This is a genomic window from Streptomyces sp. NPDC058864 (assembly GCF_042742985.1).
In the GTDB taxonomy this organism is placed as follows: domain Bacteria; phylum Actinomycetota; class Actinomycetes; order Streptomycetales; family Streptomycetaceae; genus Actinacidiphila.
In genome coordinates, this window is sequence record NZ_JBHYMQ010000029.1 from 11365 (window position 1) to 28816 (window position 17452).

The following is a 17452-nucleotide window of genomic DNA, read 5'->3' on the forward strand; positions in this document are numbered from 1 at the left end:
TGGCCGCGGAACGCGTGAGATGTCACAAAATATCCGAGGTGCCACGGGCACCGCAGGCGTTCCGACGACGAGCCGCCAGGGAGTCCTCTTGGGTACCACCGTCGCAGATGTCATGGTCGCGGCGTTCGCGGCCTCCGGCGTACGGCGGGTGTACGGCCTGCCGGGGGACTCGCTGAACGGTTTCACCGACGCCCTGCGGCGCAACGGGGCCGTCTCGTGGGTCCACGTGCGGCACGAGGAGACCGCCGCCTTCGCCGCGGCGGGCGAGGCCGCGGTCACCGGGCGGCTCGCGGTGGCGGCGGGCAGTTGCGGGCCGGGGAACCTCCACCTCATCAACGGCCTGTTCGACGCGCAGCGCAGCCGTGTGCCGGTGCTGGCGGTCGCCGCGCACATCCCGCGGGCCGAGATCGGCGGCGAGTACTTCCAGGAGACGCATCCGCAGGAGCTGTTCCGCGAGTGCAGCGTCTACCGCGAGATGGCGAGCCTGCCGGAGCAGGTGCCGCGGCTGCTGCGGATCGCGATGCGCTCGGCGCTGGAACGCAGGGGCGTCGCGGTGCTGGTCGTCCCGGGCGAGCTTTTCCTGGCCGACGCCGACCTGCCCGCGCCGCCCCGGCCGGTGGTCGGGACGTCCTCCCACGTACGGCCGGACGATGCCGATCTGGCGCGCGCGGCGGAGGTGCTCAACAGGGCGGAGCGGGTGACCGTCCTGGGCGGTGCGGGCTGCCACGACGCGCACGACGAGGCGGTGGCCCTGGCCGACGCGCTCAAGGCGCCGGTGGTGCACGCGCTGCGCGGCAAGGAGTTCCTGGAGCACGACAACCCGTACGACGTGGGGCTGACCGGCCTGATCGGCTACAGCTCCGGCTACCGGGCGATGGAGCACTGCGACGCCCTGCTGATGCTCGGCACCGACTTCCCCTACCGCCAGTTCTACCCGGGCCCCGGCGTGCCGGTCGTCCAGGTGGACGTCCGCGGGGAGCACATCGGGCGGCGCACCGAGGTCGACGTCCCGCTGGTCGGCACCGTCAAGGACACCGCCGCCGCGCTGCTCCCGCTGCTGAGGCCCCGGACCGACCGGTCCTTCGCCGACCGGATGACCGGCCACTACCGGAAGGTGCGCGGCCGGCTGGACCACCTCGCGGCCGCCGGACCGTCGGACTCCCCCATGCACCCCCAGCACGTGGCCGCGGCCGTCGACAAGCTCGCGACCGAGGACGCCGTGTTCACGGCCGACGTCGGCACCCCCACCGTGTGGGCCGCCCGCTACCTGACGATGAACGGCCGCAGGCGGCTGATCGGTTCGTTCAACCACGGCACGATGGCCAACGCGCTGCCGCACGCCATCGGGGTCCAGGCCTCCCACCCGGGGCGTCAGGTCGTGGCCCTGTGCGGGGACGGCGGCCTGAGCATGCTGATGGGGGAGCTGCTGACGCTGCGCAGGCTGGACCTGCCGGTCAAGATCGTGGTCTTCAACAACACCGCGCTCTCCTTCGTGGAGCTGGAGATGAAGGCCGCGGGCATCGTCAACTTCGGCACCGACCTCGGCGAGACGGACTACGCCGGGGTCGCCCGGGCGGCGGGGCTGTTCGGCGCCCGGGCCGAACGGCCGGGCCAGCTCGAGGAGGCGCTTCCCGCCGCGTTCGAGCACGACGGCCCCGCCCTGGTCGACGCCCGTACCGCACGCCAGGAGCTGTCCCTGCCCCCGAAGATCACCTACGGGCAGCTCAAGGGGTTCACGCTCTTCGCGACCCGCACGATCCTGTCCGGACGGGCGGACGAGATCGTGGAGCTCGCGAAGACCAACCTGCGCGACCTGGGTTTCGACTAGGACACGCCACCGGAACGGAACCCCCGCACGCCCGCCGCGCCGGGGGCACGGCGGACGCGACGCGCCGTCAGGGCTGCAGCCACCAGGGGCCGGAGCAGGCCACACCCAGGTCGTTGCAGGGGTGGCCGGACGGCCCCGGCTGCCCGTTGGGCTACGAGGGAGCGAGGCCACGATCAGCAGGCACCGGCGAGGGGGAACGCCTGCCGGGTCCGTGCGCGTACATCCGCTTGACAAGAGCATGGCCGAAATTGCCGGTTCCGGGCGGGTGAACGCCTCACGCCCGCCCGGTGCCGCTCAGCGGGGCGCGTCCGGCGCCACCAGCGTGCGCACCAACGGGACCCGGACGAGGACGAACGCCCCGGCCACCACGAGCAGCGCCCCCAGCAGCATCGGCAGCAGCCACCAGCCTCCCCGCAGGCGCTCCTCGAACAGCGTCACGCCGAGCGCGAGGCTCACGGTCGCGTCCCCCAGCGTCAGCGCGGGCTGGGACGCCACCAGGGGCCCGGACTGCATCGCGTTCTCCAGGAGGAAGACGGCCGCGACCCCCACGAGGGCGAAGCCGTACGTCTGCCACGCGGTGAAGAAGGCGGCCGCCCCGTCGGTGTCCCACACCTGCGTGGCGTCCTTCAGCAGTCCGGCGGTCAGTGCGTAGCAGACGGCCGCCGACAGGCCGAAGCAAGCGGCGCGCACCCGGCCCGCGGGGCGCCGGACGGCCGTGCCGACCAGCACCAGGACGGCGGCGGCGCAACTCGGCAGCGCCATCGCCCACATGGCGGTGTGCGGCCGGTCCACCCCGCCGCTGGGCGAGGCCGCCCACAGCCCGAGACCCAGCCCCACCACCATGGCGGCGACGGCGGCCCAGCCGCGCGGCGGAAGCCGGCGGTGCAGCACCATGCCGCCGATGAACAGGGCGAAGGGCAGCTCGAGGACGAACAGCGGCTGGACGAGCGAGAGCGCACCGTTCAGCAGCGCCAGGGCCTGGAACGCGGCCGCCGCGATCACCGCGCCGAACCCCGCCAGCCACACGGGCTTGCGGAGCAGTTCGCCCATGAGGGCCGGACGCAGCCCGACCGAGAGCGGGACGGTACGGGCCGCGTAGCGCTGGAGCACGGTGGCCAGGGCGTTGCTGACCGCCGCGAGCAGCGCGAACAGCACGGCGAGGGTGGTCTGCACCAGGGCCCTCCTCAAGATCCCGGACCACGCTAACCGCTGCGCTCCGCCACCGGGCCGAACGACGCGTCGGGGCGCGGCGGCCGGCGTGGTCCGGGCGCCGGCAAATGCGGTTGACGCCGCTCGCCGCGCACCGGTTTCCTGCTGCGATGTCGACCCTTCGCATCGAACGGCCCCATGGCGACGCCATGCTCGAGGACTGGCGGTTCGTCCACAACACGATCATCCCCACCGGCCCGCTCTCCCTCGACGACGTGCGTGAGCGCGCGCAGCGCAACCACCTGGAGGTCGCGTACCTGGGTGACGCCCTCGTGGGCTGCACGACGGTGCGGCCGCCCACCGGCGAGGAGGCCACGGCCACGGTCATCGCCCGGGTGCTCCCCGGCCACCGGGAGCAGGGCTTCGGCACCCAGCTGTACATACGAGGGCTGGAGCGGGCGCGCGGGATGGGCGCGGAGACGGTCGAAACGGTCGTTCTGGCGTCCAACACCGAGGGGTTGCGCTTCGCCCGGGCACGGGGCTTCGTCGAGGTCGAACGCTATGTGCTGCCCGGGGACACCATCGCGTACGTCACCCTGCGACTGCACTGAGGGACTATCGCCTGCCGCCCCCCGCGGCCTCTCAGGACACTGCGTGGTCGTCCGACGGCGCGTCGGCGGCGGGAGCGCTGCGGCGCAGGTAGCGCTCCGCCACCTCGCGCAGGCGGTCGCGGCCGAAGCTCCGCCCGTGGCCGGGGTGGACGACCGAGACGTCCAGCTCGGCGAGGAACGCCGCGGTGCGTCGGTAGGCAGGCACGTCGGACTCGGGGAGGTCGTCGACGAGGTAGCCGTCGTAGACGGCGTCGCCGGAGTACAGCGTCCCGGTGCGCTCCTCGAGGAGGGCGACGGAACCGGGCGTGTGGCCGGGCAGGTGCAGGACGGTGAGCACGCGGTCGCCGAGGTCGATCCGCTCGTCGCCGCCCAGGGTGCGGGTGAGGGTCACGGGGCCGATGTCGTAGCCGCCGGGGTCGTACCCGGGGTCGGGCAGGGCGTCCAGGAGGAGCGGCGGGAAGGAGTCGCCCACGTCCTCGGTGCCGAGCCGTTCGGCGAGTTCGGGCCCGTACAGGCTCGCGGGCACCCCGCGCGCCAGGGCCGCGGCGTCCGCGGTGTGGGCGGCGCGCTCGGCGAACTCGCGGGCCCCGCCGACGTGGTCGAGGTGCGCGTGGGTGAGGAGCAGCAGCGGGTCCCGGGTGAAGACGGCGGGGAGCTCCCGGCGCAGGGGCACCACCCCGAGACCGGCGTCGACGACGAGGTCCCGTTCGGTGCCGCGCAGCCACCACACGTTGGCCTTCACGATCTGATGGACGTGCGGCTCGCTGATGCGGACGAGGCCGTCCTCGACGTCGCGTCGCTCGTACCAGTGCGTCATACCGGCCCAGTGTCCTCGCCGCGGGCGCGGGCCCGACGGCGGGGTCCCGCGGGAGCGGGCCGGGGACGGGGACGGGGTGGCCGGGTCTCCCCGGCGGCGATGGGGACGCCACCGGTGACGACCCGGCCACCCCGGTCGAGGACCGTCAGTTGCGGATGATGTTCTCCGCCTGCGGTCCCTTCTGCCCCTGGGTGACGTCGAACGTCACGGCCTCACCCTCGACCAGTTCGCGGTAGCCGTTGCCGGCGATGTTCGAGTAGTGCGCGAACACATCGGGGCCACCTCCGTCCTGTGCGATGAAGCCGAAGCCCTTTTCCGAGTTGAACCACTTCACGACGCCTGTCGCCACCGCGTCCATCCTTCACGTGCCAGCTGAAGAGCCACGCCGACTGCGTGACCCGAGGTCGCCTCCTGCCGGAGACGGCCACGGAGCCCTCTTTACCCGATGCAGGGCGTTTTTACGCCGGGTCCTCGCATCTGTACGCCCCCTGCCGCAACGGACCTCCGCGCGGCAGGCTCCCCGGGCGACGGCGGGGGCCGCCGTCCGGCCGTCGGCGCCGGAGCCGCGACGCGAAAGGACCGTGCTTCCCGGCACCCTCCGCACCGACTTCCGCACATTCGTGGAGCAATGACCGAAGTCACCCGAAGGGGTCCTCAGGACTTTTTCGCACCCCAGGGTCGACACGCGTAGATGTTTTATGTTAAATAGTACGCGCACCGCCGCGGCAATCCCCTGGGAACGCCTTGCGGACCCCTTGTGACGAGTTCGTGTGCGTGATACGTTCCCGGCGTCAGCGGGGAGTGTGGGCGGAAATGCATAAAAGGCAATCTGTCGACCGTGTCCAAGAAGCGTCCGGTGACCTCGGACCGAACACGTTATTAGATTCGGACGAATTCAGTCCGAAGTTCCTCATGCTCGGACCGGTGAGGATAGCGGACGACGGCAACGTCATCGCACTTCAGCCGTCGAAGCCCGCAAATCTCCTCGCGGCCCTTCTTCTGCATCCCAATTCCACGGTTTCCGCGGAATTCCTGCAGCGGGTGGTGTGGGGCGAGGAGCGCCCGGTCAGCGCGAGGTCGGCGCTGCACACGTGCGTGCAGCGATTACGGCAGCTGTTCGCGAAGTACGGAATCGCCGGCACCCTCATCGAGGCCGTCCCCGGGGGCTACCGGATCGGCGCGGACGCCGGCTCGCTCGACCTGATCGCCTTCCGCGACCTGCTGCGCGCCGCCGACGGGGCCGCCGACCCGGAGCGGGAGCTGCGCATCCTGCGGACCGCGCTGGCCCTGTGGCAGGGCCCGCTGCTGGCCAACATCCACTCCGACATCCTCCAGCGCGAGGTCGTGCCCCGGCTGACCGAGGAGCGGCTGCGCGCCATGGAGCGGGTCTTCGACCTGGAACTCGCGCTGGGCCGCTGCCGCCAGGTGCTGTCCGAGCTCTGGCCGGTCGCCCGTTCCCACCCGGCGCACGAGCCCTTCTGGGCGCAGCTCGTCGAGGCGCTGCACCGCACCGGGCGGCGCGCCGAGGCGCTGTGCGAGTACCGGGTGGTGAAGGAGTACCTGCGCACCGAGCTCGGCGTCGACCCGGGACCCGCGCTCCAGCGGCTGGAGCTGGCGGTACTGCGCGGCGAAGACCTGTCGGCCGGCCCTCCCGGGCGTTACCGCCCGCATTCCGCCGCCAGTGGTCGAGACCATTCCGGGGGCCGTTCCGATATCGCGCGAGCGGGACCCGCGACCGGAAGGCCTTTGCTGTCCCGGGGTGCCGCACAGGTCCTCGAAACACTCGTCGGGGCGGGCCTCCTGGAGGAGGACCCGGACGGCCACTACCGAATGCACGACTCCCTCCGGATTCTCGCCCGCGGGGCGATGGAATTACGGACGGAGGCGTCCGGTCCCGATATGCCATCCAGCACCTGAACGCCACCCCGGCGGTTCGGGGGAGTTACCGCCGGTATCCGTTGTCAGCTGACCGCGCCCGAATGGGAGTAATGACGGCATGACCGCTGCGTACGAGGAAGTCGCGCATTCCCGTCCCCGTATCCGCCGTGACGTCCTTTTCACCGGGACTCCGGACGGTGTCGTATTCCATAACGCCCACGGCGGATTCAATCTGCGGGGCAGATCGGCCTACCGCTTCGCGACGCTGGTCGTTCCCCACCTGAACGGGACGAACCGGGTCGAGGAGATCTGCGCGGGTCTGGGCGAGCACCAGCGGGCCATGGTCGGGGAGCTGGTGGGCGCCCTGTACGGGAGGGGCTTCGCCCGCGACGTCGTCCCGGGCAGCGACGGGCTCGCCGAGCTGGCCCCCGAGGTGGCGGAGCGCTTCGCCGCGCAGGTGGACTACATCGACCACTACGTGGGGGAGGCCGGGAGCCGCTTCCGGCGCTTCCGCGACACCCGCGTGGCGGTGCTGGGCGACGACCCGGTGGCCCGGTGGTGCGCGCTGAGCCTGGTCCGCAACGGCTGCGCGGCGCTCGCGCTCCCGGCCGCCGCGGGTCCCGGGGCCGACCCCTTCGCCGAGGCGCTGCGCGAGGCGGCGGGACTGGCGGACGAGGGCTGTCCCGTGGAGGTCGTCCGGTGGGACGTGACGGGCGACGACGGCTGGGACGACCTGGCCGGCTACGACGTGGTCCTGACCACCGGGGCCCCCGGAGCCGCCCTGCGGCTGCTGGAGGCCGGTGTTCCGCAGGGCGTGCGGCTGCTTCCCGCCTGGACCTTCGGCGACCAGGCGGTGGTGGGCCCGGTCATGACGGCCGGGACGGCGGGCTGCTGGTCCTGCGCCGCGCTGCGCCTGGGCGCCAACGGCGAGCCCGGCGCGGCCGCGGACCTGTGGAGCCGGGTGCGCCTGGACGACCCCGGGCAGGCGGAGCCGGAGCGGATCTCCGGGCCACCCGCGGCCATGCTCGGCAACCTGCTGGCGTACGAGGTGTTCCGGCTGGTCACCGGTGTGCTCGCCGCGGAGACCGAGGGGCGCCTGGTGCTGCAGGACCTCGACTCCCTCGACGTGGTCACCGAACCGCTGCTGCCGCACCCGCGCTGCCCGTTCTGCCGGGAGGACGAGGAGACGTCCGCCGGGGCCGCCCTCGCCGCCGCGGAGCTGACGGACGCCCAGGACGGCCGGGACGGCCGGGACCGGCAGGACCTGCCGGAGAACGGGCCCCGTGAGGTGGCACCCGAGGCGGACGCGGACGAGGCGCTCGCCGCGCTCGACGCCCGCTCGGTGCTGACCCGCACGCGGGCAGGGGTGTTCGTCGCGTTCGGCGACGACGCGTGGGAGCAGACCCCGCTCAAGGCCGGGACCGTCAGGATGTCCGTGGGGCACGGCGGCCCCCGGGAGATCACGGCTTTCGACGTCCACCATGTGGCGGGCGCGCGGCTGCGGGCGCTGTACCGGGCCGCGGAGGTGTACGCCGAACACGTCGTCCCGCAGCGGGGGGTCGTGGCGGGCGCCGCGCTGGAGGTGGCACGCGAGAAGTGGCCCCTGCTGGCCCCCGCCGCCCTGGACATCGCCTCCGGCACCGGCGCGACCGCGGAATCGGTACGTGCCTGGGTCCCGGCCGCGTCCCTCGGCGATGCCCGAACCGTCCTGGTGCCGGCCGCGGCCGTACGGACCTTCGGCGGCCACAACCACGACCGGCTCTTCGTGGCGACCTCGGCCGGGACGGCCGCGGCTCCGTCGCCGTCGCGGGCCGCGGTGCGCGCCCTGTACTCCGCCGTGGTCCTCCACACGCTGACCGCGGCGCTGCGCTCCCGGTGCGCGGTGGCCCTGACGGGCCCGCGGTGGTCCGGTGACGACCCGGAGCTGGTCTTCCTCCGCCGTTCGGCGGTGAACCTCGGGCTGGAGGCCGAACTGCTTGAGCTGGGCGGCGCCGACGGACTCGCCCCGGTGATGTTCGCCCGCGCGGCGGACCCGCACACCGGGCGCGCGCTCTGGGCGGCCGACGCCGCCCCCACCGCGCGCGAGGCCGCGGTCGGCGCGCTGCGCGACCTCCTCGGTCAGGTGCAGCTCGGCCGGGACGAGGCGCTGACCGCGCCCCTCGACACCGGCGACCCCCTCCTGGGCGACCTCGACCCCGTAACCGTCGCCGTCACCGGCGAGGCGGAGGACGGGACTGCGGCCGCCGACGGCGCCGAAGTGCTGCGCCGGGTGAGGGAGCACGGCCTCGACGCCCTCGTCGTCGCCACCGGATCCGCCGACCTGCGGTCGGCCGGTGTCCACGTCGCCCGGGTCCTGCTGACGCACGGGGCCGTGGATGCCCTCTGACGTGAACCCTCCGCCTGCTGACGCAGCGGGCTTCCCGGCTCGGGAAGCCCCACAGGTCGGCGGCCCGCAAGGCCGTACTCCCTCGGCACCGGCCGGGACCGGACCTGCCCGGCCGCGCGCGGCGGAGCGGAGGTGGCGCGCGCCGGGTTCCCGCAACGCGCCGTTGTGCCCGCCCGGTTCCCGCCCGGCACGGCGGACACACTGCCCGCCGGTCTTTCGCCGCCGGAGCGGGACCCCGTCGCGTGCCCTGCTCCGCAGAGGTCCGGTTCCTCCACGGCCTGACGGCCCGGGCGTTCCGGGAGGGATCTCGTGAGCGTGCCGACATCCGCCGCCGACGTCGTGGAGGGGCTGCTGGGCGACGGCCTGCGCCGCCACCCGGCCGCCGGCGCGCCGCCGCGGGTCACACTGCTCGGCTTCCGGGACGAGCAGCGGGTCCCCGCCGGGCAGACGCCCCGCTCCCCCGCCGCGCCGGTCCACCTGTACGGTCACCACGCCCTGGTGGGGCCGGTGAGCGGCGCGGACGGGACGGCGGCGTGCACCCGCTGCCTGGCGCGACGTTGGCAGGCCGTGCGCCCCGGCATCCTCCGTGACGCCCTCGAACTCGGCTCCGCCACGCGGCCGGCGGGGCCGTGGCCGTTCACCACCGCCTTCGCGATGGACGCGGTCGCCGCGCTCCTGGCCGCCGCTGCGGAGCGCGCCCAAAGCACGGGGGCGGCCGGCCGTCATCCCGTCGTCCACCTCCTGGACCTGGAGAGCCTGGAGGTGAACCGGGCCGTGGTCGTCCCCGACGCCGAGTGCCCGGACTGCGACCGCCGCGTCCCGGACTCCGCGGACGGCGCGACCGTCACGCCCCGCAGCGTGCCGAAGGCGGATCCCGCGGGCTTCCGCGCCCGGCCGATCGAGGCGTACGACCTCCCTCTGGAGGCCTTCGTCAACCCGGTGACCGGAATGCTGGGGCCGTCGGTGGCCCCGGACCTGACCTCGGCGTCGACCGCGTCCACCGTCGGCGCCTTCACCCTGCGCTCCGGGGCGTACCTGCGGGAGTCCTACTGGGGCGGTCACACCGGCAGTTACGCCCGCAGCGTGCGGGTCGGGGTGCTGGAGGGCATGGAACGGCTGGCCGGGATGCGGGCCCGCGGCAAGCGGACCGCCGTCGTGGCCCCGCTGACCGAACTCGGCGACGACGCGCTCGACCCCCGGACCTGCGGGGTCTACTCGGACGCCTTCTACCGGGCGCAGGACGTGGTGCGGCCGTTCGCGCCCGACCGGCCGGTCCCGTGGGTGTGGGGGTACTCGCTGCGCGACCGGCGCCCGCTGCTGGTGCCCGAGGTGCTGGCGTACTACCACGCGCCCGGCGGCCTGGAGAACCGCTTCGTGCAGGAGAGCTCCAACGGCTGTGCCTCCGGCGGCAGTCTGGAGGAGGCCGTACTCTTCGGGCTGATGGAGGCCGTCGAGCGGGACGCCTTCCTCATCGCCTGGTACGCCGGGCTGCCGCTGCGGGAGATCGACCCGGCCGGCAGTGGCCGCGCCGCCACCCGGCACATGGTCGATCGGCTGGCGATGTACGGCTACCGCGCCCGGTTCTTCGACACCCGGATCACCTTCCCCGTCCCCGTCGTCACCGCCGTCGCGCAGCGCGTGGACGGGGGCACGGGCGCGCTCTGCTTCGGCGCCGGGGCCGCCTGGGACCCCGAGGCGGCCCTCGCCGCGGGCCTGGCGGAGATCGCCACGGACGCCGTCAAGCTGCGCCGCCGCACCGAGCGGGACCACGACCGGCTGGCGGCGATGGCGGCCGACTTCGGCAGGGTCCACGTGCTCCACGACCATCCGCTGATGTACGGGCTGCCGGAGATGGCCCGGCACGCCGCCTTCCTGCTGGACCGGGAGGAACCGGTGCCGGAGCCGCCGCTCGCCGTGGCCGACCTGCGGACCGGCCGCCCGCCCGCCGCGGACCTGCGCGAGGACCTGGAGGCGGCCGTGGCCGCCGTCACCGCGCGCGGGTTCGACGTCGTCGTGGTGGACCAGACGATGCCCGAGCAGCGGGACGTCGGACTGCACACGGCGTCCGTCCTCGTGCCCGGACTGGTCCCGATCGACTTCGGCTGGCACCGCCAGCGCGCCCTGCACATGCCCCGGCTGCGCACCGCGCCGCGCGAGGCCGGGTTCACCGACCACGACCTGCGGACCGGCGAGCTGAACCTCGCCCCGCACCCCTTCCCCTGAACCGCCGCCCGTGCACAGCGGCAGCAGCCGCAGACCCGCAGACAGAGAGGACCGGACATGGGGCACACCCATGAGTACGCGACCGCGGTGATGCGGCGCGGCAGGGTCGCGATGGAGCCCGCCGACTTCGTACCCGACTGGGTGGACCGGCCCAGGAAGGAGAAGTACTACCCGGGCGCGGAACGCTTTCCGCTGCCCGACGGGGACTTCCCGGACGACGCGGGCGTCGGCCGGGGCCTGGCCGGGCCGCACGGCGACGCCCCGTTCACGCTGCCGCTGCTCGGCGGGATGCTGCGCGACTCGTACGGACTGGTCGGCCGCCGTCTGGCCGTCCAGGCCAACACCGACCTGGGCACGCTGCCGATGTACACGCAGGCCAACTGGTCGCGCGGCACGGCCTCCGGCGGCGGCCTGTACCCGGTGGGCGTGCACTGGGTCAGCGGTGCCTCCGGCCCGATGACACCGGGCGTGTACCACTACACGCCCTCGCACCACGCCGTGCGGCGGCTGCTGACGGGCGACGTGTCGGGCGAGGTCCGCGCCGCGATCGGGGACGCCGGGCTGCACCGGGACACCGACCAGTTCCTCGTGCTCGGCGTGAAGTTCTGGCAGAACGCGTTCAAGTACAACAGCTTCAGCTACCACGTGGTGACCATGGACACCGGCGCGCTGCTGCAGACCTGGCGGATGTGGGCGCAGGCCCGCGGACTGCGGATCGACCCGGTGCTGTGGTTCGACGAGCCGCGCCTGGGCCGGCTGCTGGGGGCGGAGGCGGACGAGGAGGGGGTGTTCGCGGTCGTTCCGCTGCGCTGGGAGGGGCCCCCGGCCCCCGCCGCGGCGGGCGGTGCGGCCACCTCCGGGGTCCGGCGCACCGAGCGGGAGCGGTCGCGCCGCGTGCTGGGCTTCGAGACCGTGCGGCAGGTGCACCGCGCCACGCTCGACGGCGCCGCGGCCCGTCCGGGGCCGGAGGCACTGGAGGACGCGGCGGCCCCCGCCGTGCCGCCCGGCGGACGGCGGCAGCCGCTGCCGCCCCCGGCGCCCATGGAGTTGAGCGTGCGTCGTGCGCTGCGGGAACGGCGGAGCAGCTTCGGCCGGTTCACCGGCATCCGCCCGCTGGCGGCCGAGCACCTTGCCGCCGCGCTGGAGGCGGCGCGGGCCGGCGCGGCCCTGGCAACCGACGTCACCCCGGCCGGCGGCCCGCGGCTGGCGTCGCTGTACGTCTTCGTCAACCACGTCGAGGGCGTCGCTCAGGGCGTGTACGCGTACGACGGCGGGACGGCGGAACTGCGGTTGCTGAAGGAGGGCTCGCCGGGCGCCTTCCTCCAGGACCACTACTTCCTCAACAACTACAACCTGGAGCAGGCCGCCGCCGTGATCGTGCCGGCCGTCCGTACCCACGCCGTCCTGGACGCCGCCGGGGACCGGGGCTACCGGCTCGTGAGCGCGGCGATCGGCGCGGCCGCTCAGGCGGTCTACACGGCCGCCGCGGCCTCGGGGACCGCCTGCGGCGTGGCACTCGGCTTCGACAGCGTCGCCTTCGCCGAGGAGCTCGGGCTCACCGGCACCGGGGAGTTCCCGCTGCTGCTGATGCTCGTCGGCCACGAGCGGCCGCGCCCCGCCGACTTCCGCTACGAGCTCGTGCCGTCCGCGGTGGACCGCGGCGGGCAGGGCGACGAGGCCGTCCGGGAGGGCGAGGCCAGGTGAGCACCTCACTCGAACGGCCCACCGCCCGCGATGCGGCGGCCCTGTCCCCGCGCTTCATGCTGCGGCTGGCCGGTCTGCCGGTCGAGGCCGCGCAGCGGCTGCGCAGCCCGGACGCCCGCCGGTGGGCCAACCACGTCCTGGACGAGGAGCGCCGGCTCGCCGGGGCCGGCGCACGGCTGAGCGACCCCCTGGCCGCGCTCGTCGCGGACAACGACGACGACGCGATGCGCCGCGAAGTGCTGCGGCTGCGCCGTGCCGTGTTCAACAACCGCCTCCCCCAGGACGTGCCGGGCGCCCTCGCGCTCGCCGCCCGGCTGGACGGCCCGACGGGCGTGGAGCTGTCGGCCTGGCTGCGCGACCGGCAGGCGTGGGAGGAGCGGCGCGCCCTCGGCCGGACGGTGCTGGAGGCCGCGTTCGGCGAGGGGCGGGCGGCTCTGCGCGAGCTCGCCGCCGGGGAGCAGTTGCGGAATGGGCTGCTGCTGGCCTCGCCGACGCTGGACGGGCAGCTCGACGCCTACGTCCGGGGCGACGCGGCCGCGTCCGGCAAGAGGGGCCGGAAGATCGAGCGGTCGCTGCTCGCGTACCTGTACCGCACCGCCTGCAAGACCAGCCCGTTCAGCACCTTCACCGGTGTCGCGGTCGGGGAGTTCCGCGCGGACGGCGAACCCGGCGGGAGCGTCCGCGTCGCCGAACGCTGGACGGGGCACGCCCGGCTGAACGTGGTGGTGCTGCGGCGGCTGGCCGACGCGATCGCCGCCGACCCGGAGCGCCGCGGGGACCTGCTGGTCTCCCTGGCCTCGGGATGGGAGCTGGACGACGAGCGGGTGCGCTTCGTCCGGCGCTCGGTGACCGCGGGCGACGACTCGGCCGCCGTCAGCTTCGACGCGGCCCGCGACCGGCTGTTCTTCCTGCGCCGCAGCGGCGCCCTGGAGGGTCTGCTCGGCCTGTTGCGCGAGCGGCCGCGACTGCGCCACCGGGACCTGGCGGCGTGGCTGTGCCGTGAACGCGGCGCGACCGCCGAGGAGGCGGAGCGGTATCTGTCGGCGCTGCTGCAGCTCGGCATCGTGCAGCTCAACTCCCTCCACCCGGACGTCCACAGCCGCGACCCGCTGCGGGACTTCCGGGAGGCGCTGCGCGAGGTCGGCCGGCCGTGGGCCACGGCGCTGGCCGGGAGGCTGGAGGAGACCGCGGCGGCTGTCGCGGCCTACGCGGGCGCGCCTCTGGACCGGCGGCGTGAACTGCTGGGCGGGCTGCGGCGCGAACTGCCCGCCGTCGTGGAGTCGCTGGGCACCTCCGGGACGACGCTGCCGCAGACCCTGCTGTACGAGGACGCGCGGGCCGCGGACGGTCCGGTCACCGCCGATCTGCGCCGGTGGACGGAGCTGGCCGGGGCGCCGCTCCGTTCGCTCGCCCGCATCCTGCCGGCCTTCGACGTCTCCCTGGCGCAGCGGCTGACCTTCAAGGGCTTCTTCCTGGCCCGCTACGGCCGGGGCGGGCGCTGCGACGACCTGCTGAGGCTCGTCCACGACTTCCACGAGGACCTGTTCGAGCAGTATCTGCTCTTCACGTCCCGGCGTCCCCCGCACGACGGCCGGGAGGGCCACCAGCCGGAGGAGAACTGGCTGGGCCTGCCCCAGATCACCGCGCTGGACCGGGCGCGGGCCGCCTTCGTGGCGGGCATGCGGGAGGCGTGGCGGAACCGGGACACGGGCCCGGGCGCGCGGGAGCTGCGGATCGACGACGGCCTCGTGGACGCGGTCGCCGGTGAACTCGCCCCGCTCCCCCGGGGTTTCGCGCCACAGAGCCACTTCCTGCAACTCGCCGACCGGGCCGGGGACCCCCTGGTCGTCCTCAACGGGTCCTACGGCGGCCTGTGCTTCCCCTTCACGCGTTTCACCCACTGCTTCGACACCGCGGCCGACTCCCCCGGTCTGTCGGAGCGCCTGCTCACCACGCTGCGCGCCGCGCAGCCGGAGGGCGCGGTCTTCGCCGAGATCACCGCGGGCTCGGCGACCACCAACCTGAACCTGCACGGGCGGCTGACGGACTACCAGATCCTGTGCCCCGGGGAGACCGGCTCGGCACCCCCGGGGGCCCGGATCCACCTCGACGACCTCTTCGTCGAGCACGACACGGCCGAGGACCGGCTGGTCGTGCGCTCGCGCCGGCTCGGCAAGGAGGTGGTCCCGCTCTACCTGGGCTATCTGGTGCCGATGGTGCTCCCCGAGATCCCCCGCACCCTGCTGCTGCTCTCCCCCACCTCCAAGACGGCGCTCGACGTGTGGACCGGCGTCCCCGAGGCGCCCGCCGTCGACGGGGTGACGACACGGCCGAGGGTCCGCCACGGCTCGGTCGTGCTGAGCCGGCGCCGCTGGACCGCCGACGCGACGGCGCTGCCGCGGCGCACCGCCGGGGAGGACGATGCCGACTGGTTCCTGCGCTGGCAGCGCTGGCGTCGGCGGCACGGCGTCCCCGCCCGGGCCTTCGCGACGGTGCTGCCCGGCGCCGGGGCGCCCGCGGGCTGGGCCGGCGGTTCCAAGCCGCACTACGTCGACTTCGACGGCCCGTTGTCGCTGCTGGCCCTGGAGGGCCTGGTGAAGGACCCCGCGGGGCGCGTCGTGCTGGAGGAGATGCTGCCCGCCGAGGACGACCTGCACGTCACCTCGGACCGCGGCCGGCACGTCGCGGAACTCGCGGTGGAGCTCTTCCCCACCGGCCCGGCAAACCCCGTACCCGACGAGGAAGGACATGGTGAGCGGGCATGACCTCACCCGCCCTGACCGGCCCCGCCGACGGCCCCGCCGCACCGGGCGGCCCCGGCGCGCCCGGCGACTGGCAGGCCCTGCACATCTTCTACGCGGCGAGCCCGCGGCCGCTGCTCCTGGACTGCGTCAGGCCGCTGGTCGACGAACTGACCCGGGACGGGCTGCTCTCCGGGTACTTCTTCATCAACTACTGGCTGCAGGGCCCGCACGTGCGGCTGCGCCTGAAGCCCTCCTCCACGGCCGCCGAAGCCGAGGTGCGCGAACGCGCGCTGTCGGCGGTGCGGCGCTTCCTCACCACGCGCCCGGCGCTGTACGAGGTCAAGGCGGGTTTCCTCGCCGACCTCTACAACACGCTGTTCGAGCTGGAGTACCCGCAGGAGCAGCGCGAGAAGCTGCTCGGACCGGACGGCCGGATGCTGCTGCGCGACAACAACTCGGTGAGCCCCGAACCGTACGAGCCGGAGTACGGCAAGTACGGCGGCCCCGCGGGCGTCGCCCTGGCGGAGTGGCACTTCCAGCGCTCCAGCGACCTGGTCATCGAGGCGCTGCGCACCATGAACCTGCACGTCCGCACGGTGCTGCTGGGGACGGCCGCGCAGCTGATGATGGTCATGTCCGCGTCCTTCCTGGACGACGACGAGGAGCTGGCGCACTTCCTTGAGCGCTACCACGCCTTCTGGGACGGTGCCTTCGCCGAGACCGACTTCACCGCCCGCAAGGGCTACGACCGTGCCTATGCGGACATGGGCGCGGAACTCGGCCGCCGGTTCACCTCGGTCAGGGCGGCGATCGCCCGCGGCGCCGAGGAGGAACTGCCGGCGTTCCTGCGCGGCTGGGCGGTGCACTGCCGCGAGCTGGCGGGGCGGGTGCGGCGGCTGGCGGCCGACGGCGAGCTGGTGTTCCGGCGCTGGAGCGGGGGCGAGGAGTTCCACATCACCGACGAGCGGCACGCGTTGGCGATGCTGATGTCCCCGTACATGCACATGACCAACAACCGGCTCTCGGTGACCATCCGCGACGAGGCCTTCCTCGCCTACGTGCTCGCCCGCACCCTGCGCGAGGGCACGGACGCGAACGGGACGACGGGAGGGACCGGATGAGAGCTCCCGGCATGCCGGAGTCGCGGCCGCGGCGGCGCCCGGACCTGCTCGTCGGCCCCGCTGTGCTGCGCGGGGCCGCGCAACTGCACCCCGTCAAGGACCCGGTCAGCGGCCGCCGCTTCGAGCTGCGGGCCAAGGAGTTCTTCGTCCTGGACCACCTGGACGGGGAACGGACGCTGGCAGAGGTCGGCGACGCGTACGCCGGGCGCTTCGGCGCGCGGCTCGGTGAGGCCCAGTGGCGGCAGCTGCTCGGACTGCTGTACGGGCGCGGTCTGCTGGCCGGCGCGGAAGGCGCGTCCCCGGCGGGGTCGCCCGCGGCCGCCGGACCTGTGCCGAAGGGCGCCCTGCCCGGCCGCTCCACGGTGCTGAGCGGGCACGTCCGCATGGTGTCCGACGCCGGGGCGCTCATCGAGGCCCTGCACCGGCGCACCGCCTTCGCCCGCACACCGTTCTTCCTGGGCACGGTGCTGCTGCTGGTCTGCGCGATGATGATCCATTTGGCTGCCGAGTTCGGCACACTGGTCCACGACATGAACCAACTCGCCCACACACCAGTGCTGTTGATGGCCGTGGGCGTCGGTCTCTGGGTCAGCATGGCTCTGCACGAGCTGGCGCACGGCCTGGTGGGCCGCGCCTTCGGCGGCACCGTCACGGAGATCGGGCTGCGCTGGCGCCTGCCGGTGACGTACATGTACTGCCTGGTGCAGGACGTACCGTTCTTCGCCCGGCGCCGCCACCAGATGGCGACCGCCGCCGCCGGACCCGCCATGAACCTCGTCCTCCTGCTGCCGCTCTGGCCGCTGTGGGTGTGGGCACCGCCCGGAGCATGGCACTCCGCGCTCGGCGGCGCGCTGCTGGTGGGCCTGGTCTTCGCGCTCGCCAACCTCCTGCCGCTGCCCCCGCTGGACGGCTACAAGCTGCTCGGGTACGGCCTGGGCGTGGAGCGGCTCGCCGCCGGCAGCCGCACCTACCTGGGCGCGGCCGTCGCGGG

General features: G+C 74.2%; 11 protein-coding genes. 8 read left to right on the top strand and 3 right to left on the bottom strand.

Going from position 1 to position 17452, the window contains the following annotated elements; genetic code table 11:
- Positions 1 to 88 precede the first annotated feature (88 nt).
- Positions 89 to 1828: a ubiquinone-dependent pyruvate dehydrogenase gene (gene poxB / locus ACFW3D_RS22145; RefSeq protein WP_500506151.1), complete on the top strand. Its 1740-nt coding sequence runs from the start codon at positions 89 to 91 to the stop codon at positions 1826 to 1828.
- Positions 1829 to 2122: 294 nt separating this feature from the next.
- Here the strand turns inward: poxB and ACFW3D_RS22150 are convergent, their stop codons facing one another.
- Positions 2123 to 3001, bottom strand: a complete 879-nt coding sequence (locus ACFW3D_RS22150) for a DMT family transporter (RefSeq protein WP_500506153.1) — start codon at positions 2999 to 3001, stop codon at positions 2123 to 2125.
- Positions 3002 to 3147: 146 nt separating this feature from the next.
- Between ACFW3D_RS22150 and ACFW3D_RS22155 the strand changes: the two genes are divergently transcribed.
- Positions 3148 to 3588, top strand: a complete 441-nt coding sequence (locus tag ACFW3D_RS22155; protein WP_500506155.1) for a GNAT family N-acetyltransferase — start codon at positions 3148 to 3150, stop codon at positions 3586 to 3588.
- A gap of 31 nt (positions 3589 to 3619) precedes the next feature.
- Here ACFW3D_RS22155 and ACFW3D_RS22160 read toward each other — a convergent pair whose 3' ends face one another.
- Together ACFW3D_RS22160 and ACFW3D_RS22165 are read right to left on the bottom strand one after the other, a co-directional pair.
- A complete protein-coding gene (locus ACFW3D_RS22160; RefSeq protein WP_500506156.1) occupies positions 3620 to 4405 on the bottom strand; it encodes an MBL fold metallo-hydrolase in 786 nt (261 codons plus the stop codon).
- A 145-nt stretch (positions 4406 to 4550) separates the two neighbouring features.
- On the bottom strand, positions 4551 to 4754 hold the full coding sequence (locus ACFW3D_RS22165; protein WP_018557881.1) for a cold-shock protein: 204 nt from the start codon (positions 4752 to 4754) through the stop codon (positions 4551 to 4553).
- 575 nt (positions 4755 to 5329) lie between these two features.
- On the opposite strand from ACFW3D_RS22165, the gene ACFW3D_RS22170 reads away from it, so the two are divergent.
- The 6 genes from ACFW3D_RS22170 (at position 5330) to ACFW3D_RS22195 (ending at position 16461) form a co-directional block, all read left to right on the top strand.
- Positions 5330 to 6322: an AfsR/SARP family transcriptional regulator gene (locus ACFW3D_RS22170; protein ID WP_500506158.1), complete on the top strand. Its 993-nt coding sequence runs from the start codon at positions 5330 to 5332 to the stop codon at positions 6320 to 6322.
- A 79-nt stretch (positions 6323 to 6401) separates the two neighbouring features.
- Positions 6402 to 8669, top strand: coding sequence for a TOMM precursor leader peptide-binding protein (locus tag ACFW3D_RS22175; RefSeq protein WP_500506160.1), 2268 nt, complete (start codon positions 6402 to 6404; stop codon positions 8667 to 8669).
- A 309-nt stretch (positions 8670 to 8978) separates the two neighbouring features.
- The gene (locus tag ACFW3D_RS22180) at positions 8979 to 10892 is read left to right on the top strand and encodes a TOMM precursor leader peptide-binding protein (protein ID WP_500506162.1); all 1914 of its coding nucleotides are present in this window, start codon (positions 8979 to 8981) and stop codon (positions 10890 to 10892) included.
- 57 nt (positions 10893 to 10949) lie between these two features.
- The gene (locus tag ACFW3D_RS22185) at positions 10950 to 12596 is read left to right on the top strand and encodes a nitroreductase family protein (protein WP_500506165.1); all 1647 of its coding nucleotides are present in this window, start codon (positions 10950 to 10952) and stop codon (positions 12594 to 12596) included.
- Complete coding sequence (locus ACFW3D_RS22190) at positions 12593 to 15361, top strand: lantibiotic dehydratase (RefSeq protein WP_500506168.1); 2769 nt, start codon at positions 12593 to 12595, stop codon at positions 15359 to 15361. Before ACFW3D_RS22185 ends, ACFW3D_RS22190 begins: the two co-directional genes overlap by 4 nt.
- Positions 15358 to 16461, top strand: coding sequence for a lantibiotic dehydratase C-terminal domain-containing protein (locus ACFW3D_RS22195; protein WP_500506170.1), 1104 nt, complete (start codon positions 15358 to 15360; stop codon positions 16459 to 16461). The genes ACFW3D_RS22190 and ACFW3D_RS22195 overlap by 4 nt, the downstream gene beginning before the upstream one ends.
- Positions 16462 to 17452 lie beyond the last annotated feature (991 nt).

Excerpts from the sequence above, each read along its gene's own strand:
- ACFW3D_RS22155 (WP_500506155.1), top strand. The coding sequence starts at position 3,148 with ATGTCGACCCTTCGCATCGAACGGCCCCATGGCGACGCCATGCTCGAG.
- ACFW3D_RS22160 (WP_500506156.1), bottom strand. The coding sequence starts at position 4,405 with ATGACGCACTGGTACGAGCGACGCGACGTCGAGGACGGCCTCGTCCGC.
- ACFW3D_RS22175 (WP_500506160.1), top strand. The coding sequence starts at position 6,402 with ATGACCGCTGCGTACGAGGAAGTCGCGCATTCCCGTCCCCGTATCCGC.
- ACFW3D_RS22185 (WP_500506165.1), top strand. The coding sequence starts at position 10,950 with ATGGGGCACACCCATGAGTACGCGACCGCGGTGATGCGGCGCGGCAGG.
- ACFW3D_RS22195 (WP_500506170.1), top strand. The coding sequence starts at position 15,358 with ATGACCTCACCCGCCCTGACCGGCCCCGCCGACGGCCCCGCCGCACCG.